Annotated in this window: 17 protein-coding genes and 1 riboswitch; of the genes, 6 read left to right on the top strand and 11 right to left on the bottom strand. The window is 61.5% G+C overall.

The annotated features are described in order from the left end of the window. Nucleotides 1-45: 45 nt before the first annotated feature. The 5 genes from ACFWAD_RS26975 to ACFWAD_RS26955 form a co-directional block, all read right to left on the bottom strand. Entirely contained in the window at nt 46-603 is a 558-nt protein-coding gene (locus ACFWAD_RS26975; RefSeq protein ID WP_378539397.1) for a LysM peptidoglycan-binding domain-containing protein, read from the bottom strand. 288 nt (nt 604-891) lie between these two features. After that, the gene (locus ACFWAD_RS26970) at nt 892-1,698 is read right to left on the bottom strand and encodes an ABC transporter ATP-binding protein (protein WP_378549382.1); all 807 of its coding nucleotides are present in this window, start codon (nt 1,696-1,698) and stop codon (nt 892-894) included. Then, nucleotides 1,695-2,498, bottom strand: coding sequence for an ABC transporter permease (locus ACFWAD_RS26965; protein WP_378549379.1), 804 nt, complete (start codon nt 2,496-2,498; stop codon nt 1,695-1,697). The genes ACFWAD_RS26970 and ACFWAD_RS26965 overlap by 4 nt, the downstream gene beginning before the upstream one ends. After that, a complete protein-coding gene (locus ACFWAD_RS26960; protein WP_378549376.1) occupies nt 2,476-3,504 on the bottom strand; it encodes an ABC transporter substrate-binding protein in 1,029 nt (342 codons plus the stop codon). Before ACFWAD_RS26960 ends, ACFWAD_RS26965 begins: the two co-directional genes overlap by 23 nt. Next, nucleotides 3,504-4,247 carry a TenA family protein gene (locus ACFWAD_RS26955; protein ID WP_378549373.1) on the bottom strand — a complete coding sequence of 248 codons (744 nt, stop codon included), beginning with the start codon at nt 4,245-4,247 and terminating at the stop codon, nt 3,504-3,506. Before ACFWAD_RS26955 ends, ACFWAD_RS26960 begins: the two co-directional genes overlap by 1 nt. Continuing rightward, nucleotides 4,235-4,330, bottom strand: a riboswitch (TPP riboswitch). Its footprint overlaps the gene before it by 13 nt. Before the next feature lie 130 nt (nt 4,331-4,460). Between ACFWAD_RS26955 and ACFWAD_RS26950 the strand changes: the two genes are divergently transcribed. Then, nucleotides 4,461-6,029 (top strand): carboxylesterase/lipase family protein, encoded by a 1,569-nt coding sequence (locus ACFWAD_RS26950; protein ID WP_378549370.1) that lies wholly within the window; start codon nt 4,461-4,463, stop codon nt 6,027-6,029. Here ACFWAD_RS26950 and ACFWAD_RS26945 read toward each other — a convergent pair. Further along, nucleotides 6,022-7,248, bottom strand: coding sequence for an MFS transporter (locus tag ACFWAD_RS26945; protein ID WP_378549480.1), 1,227 nt, complete (start codon nt 7,246-7,248; stop codon nt 6,022-6,024). The genes ACFWAD_RS26950 and ACFWAD_RS26945 overlap by 8 nt on opposite strands. Nucleotides 7,249-7,429: 181 nt before the next feature. Next, nucleotides 7,430-7,699, bottom strand: a complete 270-nt coding sequence (locus tag ACFWAD_RS26940) for a GNAT family N-acetyltransferase (RefSeq protein ID WP_007726096.1) — start codon at nt 7,697-7,699, stop codon at nt 7,430-7,432. Between the two features lie 575 nt (nt 7,700-8,274). On the opposite strand from ACFWAD_RS26940, the gene ACFWAD_RS26935 reads away from it, so the two are divergent. Continuing rightward, on the top strand, nt 8,275-8,601 hold the full coding sequence (locus ACFWAD_RS26935; protein WP_003941297.1) for a hypothetical protein: 327 nt from the start codon (nt 8,275-8,277) through the stop codon (nt 8,599-8,601). Nucleotides 8,602-8,627: 26 nt separating this feature from the next. On the opposite strand, the gene ACFWAD_RS26930 is transcribed toward ACFWAD_RS26935, so the two are convergent. Then, a complete protein-coding gene (locus tag ACFWAD_RS26930; RefSeq protein ID WP_378549367.1) occupies nt 8,628-9,251 on the bottom strand; it encodes a Type 1 glutamine amidotransferase-like domain-containing protein in 624 nt (207 codons plus the stop codon). Between the two features lie 34 nt (nt 9,252-9,285). Further along, nucleotides 9,286-10,104: a maleylpyruvate isomerase family mycothiol-dependent enzyme gene (locus tag ACFWAD_RS26925; RefSeq protein WP_378549364.1), complete on the bottom strand. Its 819-nt coding sequence runs from the start codon at nt 10,102-10,104 to the stop codon at nt 9,286-9,288. Between the two features lie 191 nt (nt 10,105-10,295). Here ACFWAD_RS26925 and ACFWAD_RS26920 point away from each other — a divergent pair, with 191 nt between their 5' ends. Beyond that, the gene (locus tag ACFWAD_RS26920; protein ID WP_378549361.1) at nt 10,296-11,834 is read left to right on the top strand and encodes an AMP-binding protein; all 1,539 of its coding nucleotides are present in this window, start codon (nt 10,296-10,298) and stop codon (nt 11,832-11,834) included. Between the two features lie 23 nt (nt 11,835-11,857). Here ACFWAD_RS26920 and ACFWAD_RS26915 read toward each other — a convergent pair whose 3' ends face one another. Then, entirely contained in the window at nt 11,858-12,295 is a 438-nt protein-coding gene (locus ACFWAD_RS26915; RefSeq protein WP_378549358.1) for a DUF488 domain-containing protein, read from the bottom strand. A 202-nt stretch (nt 12,296-12,497) separates the two neighbouring features. Between ACFWAD_RS26915 and ACFWAD_RS26910 the strand changes: the two genes are divergently transcribed. Genes ACFWAD_RS26910 through ACFWAD_RS26900 form a run of 3 tightly spaced genes read left to right on the top strand, consistent with a single transcriptional unit; the run spans nt 12,498 to nt 15,360 of the window. After that, complete coding sequence (locus ACFWAD_RS26910) at nt 12,498-13,607, top strand: Re/Si-specific NAD(P)(+) transhydrogenase subunit alpha (protein WP_003941381.1); 1,110 nt, start codon at nt 12,498-12,500, stop codon at nt 13,605-13,607. Next, nucleotides 13,607-13,930, top strand: coding sequence for an NAD(P) transhydrogenase subunit alpha (locus tag ACFWAD_RS26905; protein WP_003941319.1), 324 nt, complete (start codon nt 13,607-13,609; stop codon nt 13,928-13,930). The genes ACFWAD_RS26910 and ACFWAD_RS26905 overlap by 1 nt, the downstream gene beginning before the upstream one ends. Then, nucleotides 13,930-15,360 (top strand): NAD(P)(+) transhydrogenase (Re/Si-specific) subunit beta, encoded by a 1,431-nt coding sequence (locus ACFWAD_RS26900; RefSeq protein ID WP_230817005.1) that lies wholly within the window; start codon nt 13,930-13,932, stop codon nt 15,358-15,360. Before ACFWAD_RS26905 ends, ACFWAD_RS26900 begins: the two co-directional genes overlap by 1 nt. A 359-nt stretch (nt 15,361-15,719) precedes the next feature. Here the strand turns inward: ACFWAD_RS26900 and ACFWAD_RS26895 are convergent, their stop codons facing one another. Further along, nucleotides 15,720-16,373, bottom strand: coding sequence for a hypothetical protein (locus ACFWAD_RS26895; protein WP_378539406.1), 654 nt, complete (start codon nt 16,371-16,373; stop codon nt 15,720-15,722). Between the last annotated feature and the right edge of the window lie 13 nt (nt 16,374-16,386).

The raw sequence follows: 16,386 nt of genomic DNA, 5'->3' as shown, positions 1-16,386 counted from the left end.
GGGTCGACGCGAACGTCGGCACCCAGGGCCAGGTCAAGCAGTGAATCAGGCGGGGATCGTCAGTACCTGACCGGCGTTGATGAGATCCGGGTTCGGGATGCCGTTTGCATCCGCGATGCGCTGGTACTGGTTGCCGTCACCGTAGAAGCGCTCTGCGATCGCCCACAGGGTGTCGCCGCTTTCGACGGTGTAGCTCTGCGCTGCCGGAGCGGCGGGCGCAGGTTCCGGTTCCGGTGCCGGAGCGGGCTCGGGGGCAGCCTCGGCGGCCGGCGCCTCGATTGCGGTGTCCGAAGACCACAGAGCGTTTCCACCGGCGGACAGAACGACGTTGCGATCGTCCTGAACCGAGAGGGAGGCACCGTCGTTGCCTGCGGTCTGCGATGCCCACACGGCGTCGGAGTCCTTGTAGATGACGAAGTTTCCGTCAGCCTGCACCTCGGCGCGGTTGGCGCCGGATCCGTTGGTGCCTGCGGCCCAAACAGCCTGTCCACCCTCGGACAGGACCAGGTTGCCGTCGTCCTGCAAGCTGAGGGTGTACGCGCCGTTGTCGGACTTGAGTTCCTGGCCGACTCCGAGGCTCTGACCTGACTGCAGTGTGCTCACGCTGTCCCTTTCCAAATCTGTTGCGATGACTGTGCCTCCACGATTCCGCTTTACCGTCCAGTTACCTTCTGGCCGTTGGTCTCGTAGGCGACCGAGTGTACGTTACCGAAGAGTACAGAGAATTGTGCAGCGTTGACGGACTGCGTGTCGAGCGTTCGGATCTTGCTGATATTAAGGCGTTTTGGGCGAAAATGCCGCGACATCGTACGCGAAGTTGCACCGTCGCGATGCACTTTCTCTTGAACGGCAGGTGAAATCGGCGCGCTCTCAGCGCATTGTCAGTAATCGCTACGGCCGCATCGATTTGCGCGTTTCGTCGTGGAGTACGGCAAGCAGTTCACGCTCGACCTCGGCGAACTCGGGCGAGGTGATCATGTCCAATTCGCGTGGCCTCGGCAAAGGAACGTCGACGACGCACCTGACCGTCGCCGGACGCGCAGACAGAACGACCACGCGGTCGGACAGATAAATCGCCTCGCGAATGTCGTGGGTGATCATCAACACGGTCCACCGGTACTGCTGCCACACGTCTTGCAGCCAGGCCTGCATCTCGGTGCGAGTCAACGAGTCCAGAGCGCCGAACGGCTCGTCGAGCAGCAGGACAGGCTTGCCCTGAACAACGGTGCGCAGCATTGCCGCTCGCTGGCGCATGCCGCCCGAGAGCTGCGACGGCCGAGCGTCCTCGAATCCGGACAGTCCGAACGCCGGGAACAACTCGCGAGCGCGCTCGCGTGCTTCCTTCTTGGCGACTCCCTGCACTTCCAAACCGAGGGCCGTGTTGTCCAGTACCGAGCGCCAGGGAAACAGCAGATCCTTCTGCGGCATGTACGCGGTGTGTACCTCGGCGGCTGCTTCGGATTCTGTCGCGCGCGAGCCGACACGGACCGAACCCGCGGTCGGGGATTCGAGCCCGGCCAGGACGTTGAAGATCGTGCTCTTGCCGCAGCCGCTCGGCCCGATGACCGACACGAACTCGCCCGCGTCGGCGCCAAAGGACACCGAATCGAGCACAAGACGCGATTCTCCGGCAGTGTCGAATCTCTTGGTCAGGTCCTGGATCTCGACCATTGCGTTCTCGACCGTATGGTCAGTCATGCCCGCGACCTCTCGTTCATGGCCCATGGTGCAACGATGCGCTCCACAGCGAACGTCAGCAAGTACAGCGTGACGCTGATCAATGCCGTCACCAGTACGGCCGCCAAGACCAGGTCGGTGCGGAAGGAGTTCTTCTGGGTGCTCATGTAGATGCCCAAACCGGAAGTAGCGCCGACGTATTCGGAGAACACTGCACCCACCACCGCGTAGGTGATGCCGATACGCAGGGCAGTGAAGAATCGCGGAATCGCCGAAGGTAGGCGGACGTAGCGGAACTCCTGCCAACGAGTGCTGCCCATGCTGCGCAGGAGAGCGCCCGCCTCCCGGTCGGCCGCGGCAAATCCCTCGATGAGGCCGATGGTCATCGGGAAGAACGTCGCAAGCGCGATCACCAAGACCTTCGGCAGCAGTCCGAAGCCGAACCAGATGATCATCAGTGGCGCGATGGCGATGATCGGCAACGTCTGCGAGACGACGAACAACGGCACCAGGGCTCGTGACAACCACGGCGAAAAGTCCACGACCACAGCAAGAATCCAGGCCAACACCAATGAAACAGTGAAGCCGACCAACGTGACCTGCAACGTCGACCAGGCGTGTCCGGAGATGATCTCGCGGTTGTCCCACCCCTGTGACAGAACGCGCCCCGGAGACGGAAGTACCTGCGGCCGAATCCCACTGATCTCGACGTAAACCTGCCACGCCGCCACGAGGAGCACCACCACGGCGAGCGCGGGAAGCGCCCGCCGCATGGTCGAGACCAATCGTCCGCTCACGTCAGGACGCGTCGAGATACTCATTGGTGAAGTACTCCGAGAAGTCCGGCTTCTGGGTCAACGGCTTTCCGTCGGGTCCGGCGAGCAATCCGTTCTCGAAGAGGAATCCCGAATAACCCGACCAGGTTTCGAGATTCTGGGCGCCCACAACGCCGTTGGCGTCTTTCATGTAGTCGGCGGCGAGCATCCGCTGACTCTCACGCACGAGGTCTTCGTCGGTGAAAGCTCCGGGGTTCGCGTCGATGACATCCTGCGCGGCCTGGTCCGGGTTGTCGGCAGCAGTCTGATATCCGCGTTGAACGGCCTTGACGAACTTGCGTGCCTCGTCGGGATGGTCCTGCAACCACTGCTGGTTGCCGTTGATCACGATCGAATACGCATCGGGGAAGCCGTAATCGGTGTACTGGAAGTACCGCATCGGAGTTCCGTTTCGCTCCGCTTCGAGGCCCTCCCAAGCAAAGTAGGAGACGGTGAAGTCTGCCTGGCCCGAGTACACGGCTTCGTACGCGGAAGTTCCGAGCGTGACCGTGGTGAAGTTCCCGGTCCCGCCGTCGTTGCGGATGATCTGCTGCAGCGTTTCGACTTCGCCGGGATCACCGAACCCGGCGTACGTCTTCCCGTCGAGATCACGTGGGCGCGTGATGTCCGCACGATCCGCCTTCACGCCGATGCCGGTGGCGCGGTGCTGAAGTGGCGCGATGACGGACGTCGTGGCGGCGCCGGCTGCACGGGCGAACGTGGCCTGACTCTGCGTACTGATACCGAACTCCGCATTGCCGGCGTCGACCAGGGTGTCGGGCGAGGTGTTGTTGTACGGCAGGATCGAGACGTCCAGACCAGCGTCCTCGAAGTAGCCCTCTTGGAGTGCAACGTACAAACCGGTGTGGTTCGTGTTCGGTGTCCAGTCGAGTGCGAACCGAATGGTCCCGTCGGAAGAGCCGGTGTCGGCGGCGCATCCGGTCAGAACTGTGAACGCGGCTGCGATCGCGGCAGAGGTGGCGAGGGTGCGGCGTAGTGCCGCAAACGACATCACGACGCCGGCCAAGGCTGCTGGTGGAGTGCGGAATCCCAGAACATAAGCTCGTAGCGACTGGCGATTCGGAACGCTTCACTCATCGCCTCACGCTCTGTCTCGGTGGCTGCCTCAGCGGCCGCGTCGACCAGTACGCGAGCCTGCGCCACAGACTCGTGAAATTCGGGTGCGTCGTAGGTTGTGACCCACTGCGCGTACGGGTGTGACGGATCGCCGTCGAGCACCTCGCACGCTGAAGCGGCAAGATCGCGGCCGACCTCGGCGTAGATCCAGAAGCAGGGGAGTACCGCCGCTGCGGAGACCGGGTAAGGCGCGGTTGCTGCAGTCGCCGTCAGATACGAGACGTATCCCAGGCAGGCCTGCGAATGCTCCAGTTTTCCCGATCCCGCGGGAAGAAGTCCGCCGGTGAGCAGTCCGTCGTGAAGCGCAGATTCCACTGTCGCTGCCGTGGACGCGGAATTGGACCAGAAGCCCGCGGACTGCGGATCGGGTGCGTGCGCCGCGACCAGGGACAAGGCCTTCGAATATCCCTCCAGATAGAGCTTGTCCTGCTCGATGTACGTACGGAACGCGTCGAGAGGCAGTGTTCCGTCGCCGAGGCGTTTGAGGAACTCGAGTGAGTCGATCGACTCGCGGAGGGCCTTCGTCTCGGCCCAGAGTCGATCGGTGAACCGATCCGTCGACGGCGCTGTGGCCACCGAGTTTTCGGCAGAATTGTATGCAGGCTGCGTAGTAGCCATGACATCCCTTCGTCAGCATTACCTGATCAGGTTCCCGGGTGTGTTCTCAGCCCCGCCCATGCGGAGCACCCCGTGTCAGAACTAGGCGACCTTAACACCGAGCCTCTCCTTCGTCGGCGCCTACCTGGCAGTTGAGTAATCGGCGCACACCGGCCTTAAGTTGGTACGTTTGGTCTTGTTTGCCACACGCGCGGGTCGGGAGGGGATTCAGACATGGAGACCGACGTTCGACCGAATCTTGGCGAGGACGGAACTCTCGTCATCCGTGCCCGAGGCGGAGAAGCACGGGGATATCCGGATGGCGGAGTGTTCGCGTGGAAGGGCATGCCCTACGCATCAGCGCCGGTGGGTGAGCGGAGATTCCGCGCGCCGCAACCCACAGAGCCGTGGGACGGGGTGCGCGACTGTCGTGAGTTCGGGCCGATCGCGCCGCAAGGGCAGAGTCCGGCGGTTCCGATCGACCGTGCTTTCAAGATCGACGAGGACTGTCTGTCGATCAACGTGTGGGCCCCGCGCCCCGACGGAACGCCGCGACCGGTGATGGTGTGGATTCACGGCGGTGCTTACTGCCTCGGGTCCGCCGCGCAAACGATCTACGACGGCCGTCATCTGGCTGAAACCGGAGACGTTGTTCTCGTCTCCTTCAACTATCGCGTCGGTGCCCTCGGATTCCTGGACCTGTCCGGATTCTCCACCGCGGATACCGTTTTCGAATCGAACTGTGGTCTGCGAGACCAGATTGCGGCACTCGAGTGGGTTCGAGACAACATCGACGCGTTCGGCGGAGATCCGGGAGCGGTGACCGTCTTCGGTGAGTCCTCCGGCGCAGGATCCATCACGACGCTCATGACCTGTCCCAGCGCCGAAGGTCTGTTCCACCGCGCGATCGCTCAAAGTCCGCCCGCGACCTCCGTCTACGGGGCCGAGCGCGCCAAGACCGTGGCGGAGCGGTTTCTCGAACTGCTCTCGATCGAGCCCGAAGATGCGGGCGATCTGCTGACCACGGATCTCGAACTGCTCGTCAAGGCAAGCGATGACCTGGTCAACGAAATCCCGACCCGGATTCCGGGAACTTTGGCGATGGCGCCCGTCGTCGATCGCGATCTGGTGCCGCACTACCCGGTTGCGGCTTTCCAGAAGGGTTATGCGCACCGGATCCCGCTGATCATCGGTTCCAACAAGGACGAGGCGTCGATCTTCAAGTTCATGAAGTCGCCCCTGATGCCGGTGAGCGCGCAGTCCGTCGAGGCCATGCTGCAATTACTGGCCGACGATCACCCCGATATCTCCGCAACCAAACTCGCCGAGATCATGTCGGCTTACCCTGACCATGCGAAACCGAGTGGTGCGCTGGCGCTTTCACGGGACGCGGCGTTTCGCATGCCGACCCTGTGGATTGCCGACGCTCACTGCAGGCATTCCCCCACCTGGGTCTACCGCTTCGATCACGCGACGCCGATGCTCAAAGCGGCACGGATCGGGGCGGGCCACGCGACCGAATTACCTTATGTATTCGGTAATTTCGGAACCCTGAACGTCGATCCCACGTTCTGGCTCGGCGGACGTAAGGCCGCGATGGAGGTAGCAGGGCGTATTCAACGGCGATGGCTGGCCTTCGCCAGGCATGCCGTGCCGGCGGCCCTCGACGGCTCGAAGCACTGGGCGCCGTACGAGGAAGAGAAGCGGTCGACGCTGTTGATCGACTCCGCCGACACCCTCGTCAGCGACCCCGATCACGGATTGCGCGTCGCCTGGGGCAACGACGTGATGGGGTTCAACTGACGTCGGTCGAGTGCCGCGGACGATCGAGTTCGCGAAGCACCGGCAGGGAAGCACAGACAGCGGCGATCAGGATGATCGGAATCGACAGGGCCACAAAGGTCGACGCGATTCCGAGTTGATCGAGCAGAGGGCCGACTGCAAGGTAGCCCAGCGGGCCGGCGGCGTAGGCCGTCGACGTCATGACACCGACGACGCGTCCGCGCATGTGCTCCGGGCTGTGCGTCTGCATGGCGTAGTTGGCGATCGGTCCGACCGGTCCGTAGACGAGACCCTGTAGCCCGGCGAGTACGAGGATCACCCAGAGCGGGGGGAGGAGCGCCATCGCGAGCATTGCGATGCCGAGAACGGCGACCGCAAAAATCATGATCAGGCGTCGGGACATGATCGGTGCGAGTGGAGCATAAGCGAGAGAGCCGATGATGCCGCCGATCGCCAAGGCCATCAGCACCGATCCGAGTTGGGCAGGTTGATCCAACTCGGTGAAGTACACCGGGAACACGACGCTCTCCACCGGCATGTAGAGCGCGACGACGGCCATGTCGATCAGAGCCAGAGTGCGGAGCAGTTTGTTGTTCCAGACGAACCGAAGACCGTCGAGGGTGCCGTGCCAGATCGATTTCGGCCGATGTTCGTGTTCGGGCACCCCGGCCCCGGGAAGCCGGATGAAGGCGACCACGACTATCGAGAACACAAAGCCTGCCGCCGTCACCCAGAGCGTGTTCACCGCTCCGATCGTTGCGATCAGGACACCGCCGATGCCAGGGCCGATCAGGTACGCGACATTGAAGTTGGCCTCGTACACACTGTTGGTTCGATCGAGTTTCCACTTGGCGGCCCGAGTTGCGGCGGGCAGCATCGACTCCCGCGCCGCCATTCCGGCGGGGTCGAACACGGCGCCGAGCGCGGCCAACGCCGCGATCACCGGGATGGTCAGGTCGGCAGTGGCCGCGATGATCGGAATCGTTGCTACCGACATCGCGGAGAGTGCGTCGGAAATCATCGAGGTACGACGACGTCCGAACTTGTCGACGAATGTCCCCGAGAACAAGCTCGATACGAGTAGCGGAATGGCTGCTGCGCCGGCCACTATCGCCGCGTCGGTGGCCCTGCCCGTTCGTTCGAGGACCAGCCAGGGGAGCACGACGATAGCGATACCGTTGCCGATCGCCGAGAACAGCGTCGCGAGATTGACCAGTACGAGAGGGAGATAGCTGGGAATAGCTACGTCCGAGGATGTAGGTGGACGCCGATCTGCTGAGGCGACCACGTTCTTTCCTTCCCCGAGATGGTGCCGACCAGGGTTTCGACTCGGATTTCGACGAGTTCGACGACGGCACCATCGACGCTAGCAGCGGGGTCTGCAGGTCCGCGAGTGGTTTTCGCGGATCGTCTTCGTTCGGTTATGCCTGGTAAACGGGGTTCTCTGCAACAAACTTCTCGACGTACGAGCACGTCGGAAGGATCTTCAATCCCTCGTTCCGGGTCTGATCGAGCGCTTCACGCACAACGATTGCGGCAAGTCCGCGCCCACGAAACTGCGGATAGGTCACCGTGTGGTGGAAATCACGGACGCCGGAATGGTCCGAGTACTCGGCAAAACCGGCGAGTTCGCCGTCGACTCGGATCTCGAAACGCGTTTCCGCGGGATTGTGCGCCACTGTCTCGGTCATCTTCGGGCTCCGTTTCGAAAGGGCGGCCGGCTGCGCCGCGCCGCGTCTGCGTTCTCTGGAGCACGCTACCTGGCAGGCCGCCCGCAATATCATTCGCTGACGTGGGATCCGTTACTTAGCGCAACTACAACTGGACGACCGTTCAAGGGACCTTCGTCGCCATGGAGAACGAACAAAACTGGTCTGTACGTGCCGATTTGTCCGTGCTTTCATGCCCACATCCGGTGATACATATGCATTGCGATCGTAAACATCCCAACATGTGGGATGTGTCACAAACTTTTTTGTCGTCTGTTCGGATGCTTTAAGAAGAGGGCCTGAACCGGGCAATTTGCAGGTCAGCGGCGCGCTGATCGCGTGTCGGTGATAGGTGCAAGGTGCCGAAAACCCCATGGGTATTGCCTTGGTCATCAGATCGTTTCTTGGACGTGATCCCAAAGACCCGCTCGGGGGGTTAGCGTTTGAATCGTCGGGGATAGAAGAAGCGTTACACCTTCGCCGGAAGAACTTTTGGCGCGGCGCAACAACGGTTCGATTTCGAGTCTTCGTCGGACAACTTCGAGGAAGGAACGCACATGATTTTCGGGCAGCGTGAGTCGAACAGTTACTTTGCCGCAATTTTTTCGTACGACTTCCTTGACGAAGGTCTGGGATACGAGACCATCGCTCGGATTCACCGGGGTGAGATCTGCGAGTGGATTCGCGATCTCGAGGCTTCCGGATTGTTCTCCGCTGCAGAGGTCCACGCCGCTGAGCTTGCATGGCGAGAGAATCCACGCTTGCTCCTCGACGCTCTACTCGAGGACGCCGACGAGGTCTCGGTCAAGCGCTGGGAGATTGCGTGGACGAGGCTCGAGCGTCAGTCGCCGGCGGCCGGAACCGCGGTGGCAGAGCACGGCTGACGCTCAGCTGTGATCTAGTCGACGGCTCAAACGTCGACTAGAACCGCGTCCTGATCGGTGAGCACGGTGAATTGCGCGCCCGCAGTGGTCAGCGCCGCAACCGTCCGAGCGGTAATCTGGGGATCTTCGAGTAACGAATCGCCGCCGTGCGGCACTATCGCGAAGTCGACCAGCGCGAGCCCGGACCAGATCGGGTCGATACCGCACGTAGGCACGACTTCAGCGGGGTCGTCCGACGCGTCCAGCCCGATCAGAGTCGGAGTCGCCAGGCACGCTCCCGCACTGTATCCCGCATAGGCCACAGCACCGGAACGAACCAACATCTCGATGACCCGATCTGCGCCGCTTCGGGCTAACTGTGCACGCAGGACGAACGTATTTCCGCCGCGGACCCACACGCAGTCGAATTCACGAAGCCGGACTTCGAGTGCTTCCGGTGCACCCAGGAAATCTCGGACGTCCACTTCCTCCGCTGTGAAGCCCGCTGCTCGTAAAGGGGTCAATTCGCTGGTGACTGCCGAACTGCGGGCATTGAGCGGCCATGAATCAGCAGCCGCGGCGATGACCGCTATGCGAGCGCCGCGGCCTACGAGATCGACAAAAGCCTCGGCGTGATCGCCGAATCTGTAGGACGAGAGAAACAGCTTCACCACTCAGTACCTTCGCGACCGGCCCACCCAACCCTCAAATCGTGAACGCCAGATTGTCGACGACGCGTGTGCCCACCGTGACGTCACCGCGAAGCGAGATGTCGGTTCGATGATCCGACGCGTGGACGCGGCCACCGGCAATTCGGGTGAAGAGCGGTGAGCTCATCGTGATGGTCGTTGTCGCCGGACTGTCCAGTTCCTCGACTACTGATGCGCGCGCGTCGACCGAGACGTGAAGTGAACGAGCAAGGGGCCCTTCGAGTTCGAAAGTGATCCGTGCTCCCTCTGGCGCCTTTCCTCGTTTTCCGACGACAAATCCGAGCGCGCTGGTGATTTCGCCGAATGCAGTCTCCGCGCGCAGTCCGCCTTCTTCGCCTGGAATGCCAACTGCGTCTCTGATGTCGAGTTCGTGCATCCAACAGTCGAAGGTCCGGATACGCATGAATCGGCCATAAGGCGCAAGACCAACCGGAGTTTGTGTCTCTGTGTCCCAGTCCGCGTTGGTCATCGAGCGCAGCGCTTCGGTTCGCTCGGCGGTGATGTCGCGATATCGGGCCAGCAGGTCCGTGTGCGGTGTCCGCCTCAGGCCTTCGACCCAGCGCTCGTTGAACGCCGCAATCTCGTTGTGGACGTGGGGCAATGCGTGCACGTCCAGATTGATCGACGGCGGATTGATGCCCGCGAGCAGAGATTCCGTACCGATCAGGTGGGACACGATGTCGTGAACCGTCCACCCCGGTAGGTTCGACGGAGCCAACCACTGATCGCCGTCGAGTTCGGCAAGCAGTGCGTCGATGACACTCCATTCCTCGGTCAATGCGTCGACTACTGAGTCCTGGGGCCAACCACTCATGTGGACATCTCCTGTTTCGGACGGTGCGGTTCTCCTCACTGTATGTCGCGGCGGATAAGTGAGCGGGGATTCCCAGGCTTCGAGTCGGTGTCGCCAAACATCCGAGGGAGGCAGAGTTCCTGTGGTAGACCAGGATTGTCGACGCCGAAGCAGGCTCACGCGGCGTTGTCGTCACCGACAGAGGAGTCTTCGTGTTTCCAGGAAATTTTGTCCAGTCCACGCCGGACAAGCCCGCCGTCATTCGCCCGGCGACGGGTGAGTCCATCACCTATCGGGAACTCGACGAACGGTCGACGCGGCTGGCGCGGTACTTCCGAAGCGTCGGTGCCAAGCCAGGGGACCACGTCGCTCTCATCTCGAACAACGATCTGCGGGCGTTCGAGGTCTATTGGGCGGCGTTGAGGTCAGGTCTGTACATCACTGCAGTGAACTGGCATCTCACCGCTTCGGAGGCTGCCTACATCGTCGACGACTGCGAGGCGACAATTCTGGTCGCGTCAGGGCAGGCGTCGGCAGCAGTTCCGTTGGGCGAGAATCTGATTCCGCGTGTTCGTCATCGATTGGTCTACGGCGGCACTCTCGACGGTTTCGACGACTACGAGGAGGCGATCGACGCTCAGTCCGCCGATCCACTCGATTCACAGCCACGTGGGGCGGACATGCTGTACTCGTCCGGAACCACCGGAAGGCCCAAGGGGATCAAGGGAGATCTTCCGGAGGGTGAGGTGGACACCACCATGGATCCGTACACAGCGGTATTTGCGCCGATGTACGGGTTCGATTCCGACACAGTTTATTTGTGCCCGGCGCCGGTCTATCATGCGGCGCCCCTGCGCTTTTGCGGCGTGATCAATTCGGTCGGCGGAACCGTGATCTTGATGGATGCCTTCGAAGCCGAGACTGCGCTGGAATTGATCGGTAAATACGCTGTGACGCACAGTCAGTGGGTGCCGACGATGTTCGTTCGAATGCTGAAACTTCCCAAGGAGACCCGCGATCGTTACGACGTCTCGACGGTCAAAGTCGCAATTCACGCTGCTGCTCCTTGCCCGCCCGAAGTGAAGACGGCAATGATCGACTGGTGGGGGCCGGTGATTCACGAGTACTACGCCTCGACTGAGGGGTCGGGAGCCACCTTCATCAACAGTGAGCAGGCCTTGTCACATCCGGGTTCCGTCGGGCGTGACGGAGTGATGGGGATCGTGCACATCTGTGACGACGGTGGGCGCGATCTTCCGGTCGGCGAGATCGGTACCGTGTTCTGGGAACGAGAGACTCTGCCGTTCCGTTACCACAACGATCCCGAGAAAACGGCTGCCGCGCAGCATCCCGATCATCCGACGTGGACGACAAGTGGAGATATCGGATACGTCGATTCCGAGCGCTTTCTTTATCTGACCGATCGCGCGGCATTCACGATTATCTCTGGCGGCGTCAATATCTATCCGCAGGAGTCCGAGAACATCCTCACCTTGCATCCGAAGGTGTTCGACGTGGCAGTCATCGGTGTTCCCGATGAAGAAATGGGTGAACAGGTCAAGGCGGTTGTCCAACTTGCGGAGGGAATCGAGCCGAGCGCCCATGTCGCCGAGGAATTGCTGGAATACGTCCGCAGCCAGGTTGCACATTTCAAAGCTCCGAGAAGCATTGACTTTGCCGACGAATTGCCTAGGACCGCGACAGGAAAACTCGTGAAGCACAAGTTGCGGTCTCAATATGTGAGCAATTGACCCTCAGGCGAAATGCTAGGACATCAGAGTATTTCTGCAAGATAGTCGGCAAGGACCTGCGCATGGCTGTATGGCAGGTCCTTGCTTGCTGTCAGCAGGACAACGGGTCGAGCATCCGCTGTCGGTGCGATGCGTTGGACGTATTCGCGAACGGGAGATGCATCTAATTCGTCGATGTATCTGCTTTTGAATGCGTCGAAACGGGTGTGGTCGTGGCCGTACCATTTTCGCAATTCAGGGGAGGGTGCCAAGTCCCTCGGCCAGTCGTCGTACTGCAGGCTTTCGCGTTTGACGCCGCGTGGCCAGAGTCGGTCGACGAGGAGGCGAACGGCGTTACATTCGGAAGCAGGTTCGTAAACTCGCTCGACGGTGATGATTCGGCGCGCCATTGTGATGCCTTTACGTCTTTCGGCCGTTTCAAATAGTGGAATAGCCCGCCATTCGAGTGTGATCGGCCTCACAGTAGGTTTCTCCGGGTATGTCCAAACATACTGTTCGGACTCGATTCAGATGGAGAAAGTGCGTCGTCGGTTTCCCTACGCCGCGGTAACTCTGGCTACTATCAGTCACCATTCACCCAAAAGCGGGTCATCTTCCGCTCATCACATGCTGGTTGCCGCTCGTCGCAGCAGGCGAACCACCAACCGCAGAAGGTAATGGAAAATGGAAACATCGAAGAGCGCACAAGTGCGTCCGTCGGTCGGCGTCCCTCGAGAATCGAGTGACGGTGAGCGTCGGGTCGCGTTGGTGCCCAAAATTGTGTCCGCTTTGATCGGCAAGGGTGTCGACGTAGTCGTCGAGTCCGGGGCTGGTCTCGGGGCGTTGATTCCCGACGAGCTCTACACCGCTGCCGGCGCGAAGATCGGCGATCCGTGGACTGCTGACGTGGTGGTCAAGGTTGCGCCCCCGTCGACGGAAGAGATCGCCCGGATCAGCACCGGCGCGAAGCTCATCGGATTCTTGAATCCGCGTAATGCAGACAACCGCATCGCCGAATTGAAGGCCGCCGGGATCGAGGGATACGCCGTGGAGGCGATTCCTCGTATCTCCCGCGCGCAGGTGATGGACGCGTTGTCCTCGCAGGCGAACGTGTCGGGATACAAAGCTGTTCTGTTGGCGGCATCGGAGTCGACGCGGTTCTTCCCGATGCTCACCACCGCTGCGGGCACGGTGAAGCCTGCGACCGTTCTGGTGCTCGGAGTGGGTGTGGCAGGTCTGCAGGCGCTGGCGACAGCCAAGCGTCTCGGTGGCCGCGCTACCGGGTACGACGTGCGCCCTGAGGTCGCAGACCAGGTGCGTTCGGTGGGTGCGCAGTGGCTCGACCTCGGAATCGATGCAGCCGGCGAAGGTGGCTACGCCCGCGAGCTGACCGACGACGAGCGCGCGAAGCAGCAGCAGGCACTCGAAGACGCGATCAAGGGCTTCGACGTCGTGATCACCACGGCTCTGGTTCCGGGGCGTCCCGCGCCGCGCCTGGTCACCGCAGCCGCGGTCGAAGGGATGAAGCCGGGCAGTGTCGTGGTCGACCTCGCGGGTGAAACCGGTGGTAACTGCGAGCTGACCGAGCCGGGTCAAACCGTCGTCAAGCACGGCGTGACCATCTGCTCTCCGTTGAATTTGCCGGCGTCCATGCCTGAGCATGCGTCGGAGTTGTACTCGAAGAACATTTCCGCGCTGATCGAACTCATGCTCGTCGAAGGTGCCTTGGCGCCTGATTTCTCCGACGAGGTTCTGGCCGGTGCGTGCGTCACCCGTGAAGAGAAGGGCGCCTGATGTACACATCACTTCTGGCGAACATCGCGATCCTGGTGTTGTCCGGATTCGTCGGTTTCGCTGTGATCTCCAAAGTTCCGAACACCCTGCACACCCCGCTGATGTCCGGTACGAACGCCATCCACGGCATCGTCGTCCTGGGTGCGTTGGTCGTCCTGGGCAAGGTGCACGATCCTTCGATCGGGTTGCAGATCATCTTGTTCGTCGCGCTCGTCTTCGGAACCGTGAACGTTGTCGGTGGTTTCGTGGTCACGGACCGCATGTTGGCGATGTTCAAGGCCAAGCCGGCCGCCAAGTCTGTGTCGAAGGATGGTGACCAGTAATGGAATACCTGGTCAATGCGCTCTACATTGTCGCGTTCTCGATGTTCATCTACGGCCTCATGGGTCTTACCGGCCCGAAGACCGCAGTCCGCGGCAACCAGATCGCCGCGGTCGGCATGCTCATCGCCGTCGTTGCAACTCTGATCTCCATTCGTGATGCGGAGATGGGGAACTGGATCCTCATCGCTGCCGGCCTTGTCATCGGTGTCGTGCTCGGTGTGCCGCCGGCGCTCCGCACGAAGATGACGGCCATGCCGCAGTTGGTCGCACTGTTCAACGGTGTGGGTGGCGGCACCGTCGCGTTGATCGCGTACGCGGAATTCCTGGACTCGGACGGGTTCACCGCATTCCAGCACGGTGAGTCGCCGACGGTGCATATCGTCATCGCGTCGCTCTTTGCCGCGGTGATCGGATCGATCTCCTTCTGGGGCAGCGTGATCGCGTTCCTGAAGCTGCAGGAAACCCTGCCTGGTCGTCCGATCGGAATCGGTAAGCTCCAGCAGCCGCTCAATGCTCTGCTGCTCATTGCCGCTATCGCGTTCTCGGTGATCATCGGTATCAAGGCGATCTCGCCGGAAGGCCCGACAAGCTCACTGTGGATCGTCGGCGTGCTCGTTCTCTCGGGCATCCTCGGACTGATGGTCGTGCTGCCCATCGGCGGCGCGGACATGCCCGTCGTCATCTCGCTGCTCAACGCTCTCACCGGTTTGTCGGCTGCTGCTGCAGGTTTGGCGCTCAACAACCAGGCGATGATCGTCGCCGGCATGATCGTCGGTGCTTCGGGCACGATCTTGACCAACCTCATGGCCAAGGCCATGAACCGGTCCATCCCGGCCATCGTCGCCGGCGGCTTCGGTGGCGGCGGCGGAGAAGCGCCGTCCTCCGACGGTGTCGTGCGCACGGCAAAGGCGACCTCGGCGGCCGACGCGGCTATCCAGATGGCCTACGCCAACCAGGTCATCGTCGTCCCCGGATACGGACTTGCCGTCGCGCAGGCTCAGCACGCAGTCAAGGACATGGCGAAGTTGCTCGAGTCGAAGGGCGTCGAGGTCAAGTACGCCATTCACCCGGTCGCCGGTCGTATGCCCGGTCACATGAACGTTCTTCTTGCAGAAGCGGATGTCTCGTACGACGCGATGAAGGAAATGGACGACATCAACGACGAATTCGCGCGTACCGACGTCACCTTGGTGATCGGCGCGAACGATGTCACCAACCCGGCGGCGCGCAACGATCCGAGCTCACCGATTCACGGAATGCCGATCCTCAACGTCGACCAGTCGAAGTCCGTCATCGTGCTCAAGCGCTCGATGAACTCCGGTTTCGCCGGTATCGAGAACCCGCTCTTCTTCGCCGAGGGCACCTCGATGCTCTTCGGTGACGCCAAGAAGTCGGTCTCCGAAGTTACCGAGGAACTCAAGGCGCTGTAGCGCTGGCACTCGTAAAGGGGCGTCCACTCGCAAGCGCGAGTGGGCGCCTTTCTTCGTAGCCGTGTGCGGCAACAACCTCTTGTGCTGCAACGACAAAGGCGCCTGGTCCGAGACAAAACGCGGAACAGGCGCCTCTGGCGACGTTTTACGGGACCTCGGGAGTTTCGGGGTCGGAGGAGAAGCCGGAAAGTAGTTCGATCAACTTCTGGATCAGTTCGAGCGGGTTCAGATCTTCGAGGCTCACGGTAAAGACTCCTTCGCTGTGGAACTACTTGATTCGGACATTTCCGAACATACGTCATGTCCGAGCGTGGCGGGCGAGCTATCGGCGAAAATCTCTGGATCCCAAAGATTTAGGACTAAAGTCGGATGCTCCGGTGCCTGGAGAACGCGATTGCAGCCGTATCCGGGCGTAGCTCTTCACGTTTCGCGGCGATGGGCGATCGTGCCATCAAAATGGCTGCGGCACAGGCCCATACCAGAGCGATCAGAACTCCAGCTATCACGCCGAAAAGGCCGCTCAACTCGGCGGCCAGTGCGCTGGCACTGATCGCAGCAACCCCGGCGAACCCGAGTCCGGCGACCACCGGACGCCACTGCGGGGCGGAGATCAAGATCGCCGAGCCGTACAGCGCGGTCGCCGCTGCGACGTGACCGCTGGGCAGTAGGTCCTGGGGAACATCGGGAAGCCAGGAACCGAATGCCGCGTTGGTGAGATTGGCGCCCATTCCGAGGAGCAGGATCGCGCCGATGCCGTATGGCAGTCCGCGGACCATCGAGACGACGGCCAGAGCGGTAGTGGCTGCGAGTACAGCGGTGACGTCGAATCGGCCTACCGTCCACTCGGCAAGTGCGCGCACCTGATCCGGGACGCTCAAACCGGGCGAGGCGGGTCGCACAAAATACAAGACGCCCAACGCTACGACGGCGATCGCAGCAAGAACGAGGAAGCGAGTGGTTGTGGAGGGAGCAGGGTGCTGGGTGGAGGTCGAGACGGTCACGAGTACCAGCATCCCTGTTGAGTCT

The sequence above is a fragment of the Rhodococcus sp. NPDC059969 genome (genome assembly GCF_042738325.1).
Lineage (GTDB): Bacteria > Actinomycetota > Actinomycetes > Mycobacteriales > Mycobacteriaceae > Rhodococcus_F.
Note: the sequence above shows the minus strand (reverse complement) of the source record. Positions and strands in the feature narration are given on the sequence as shown.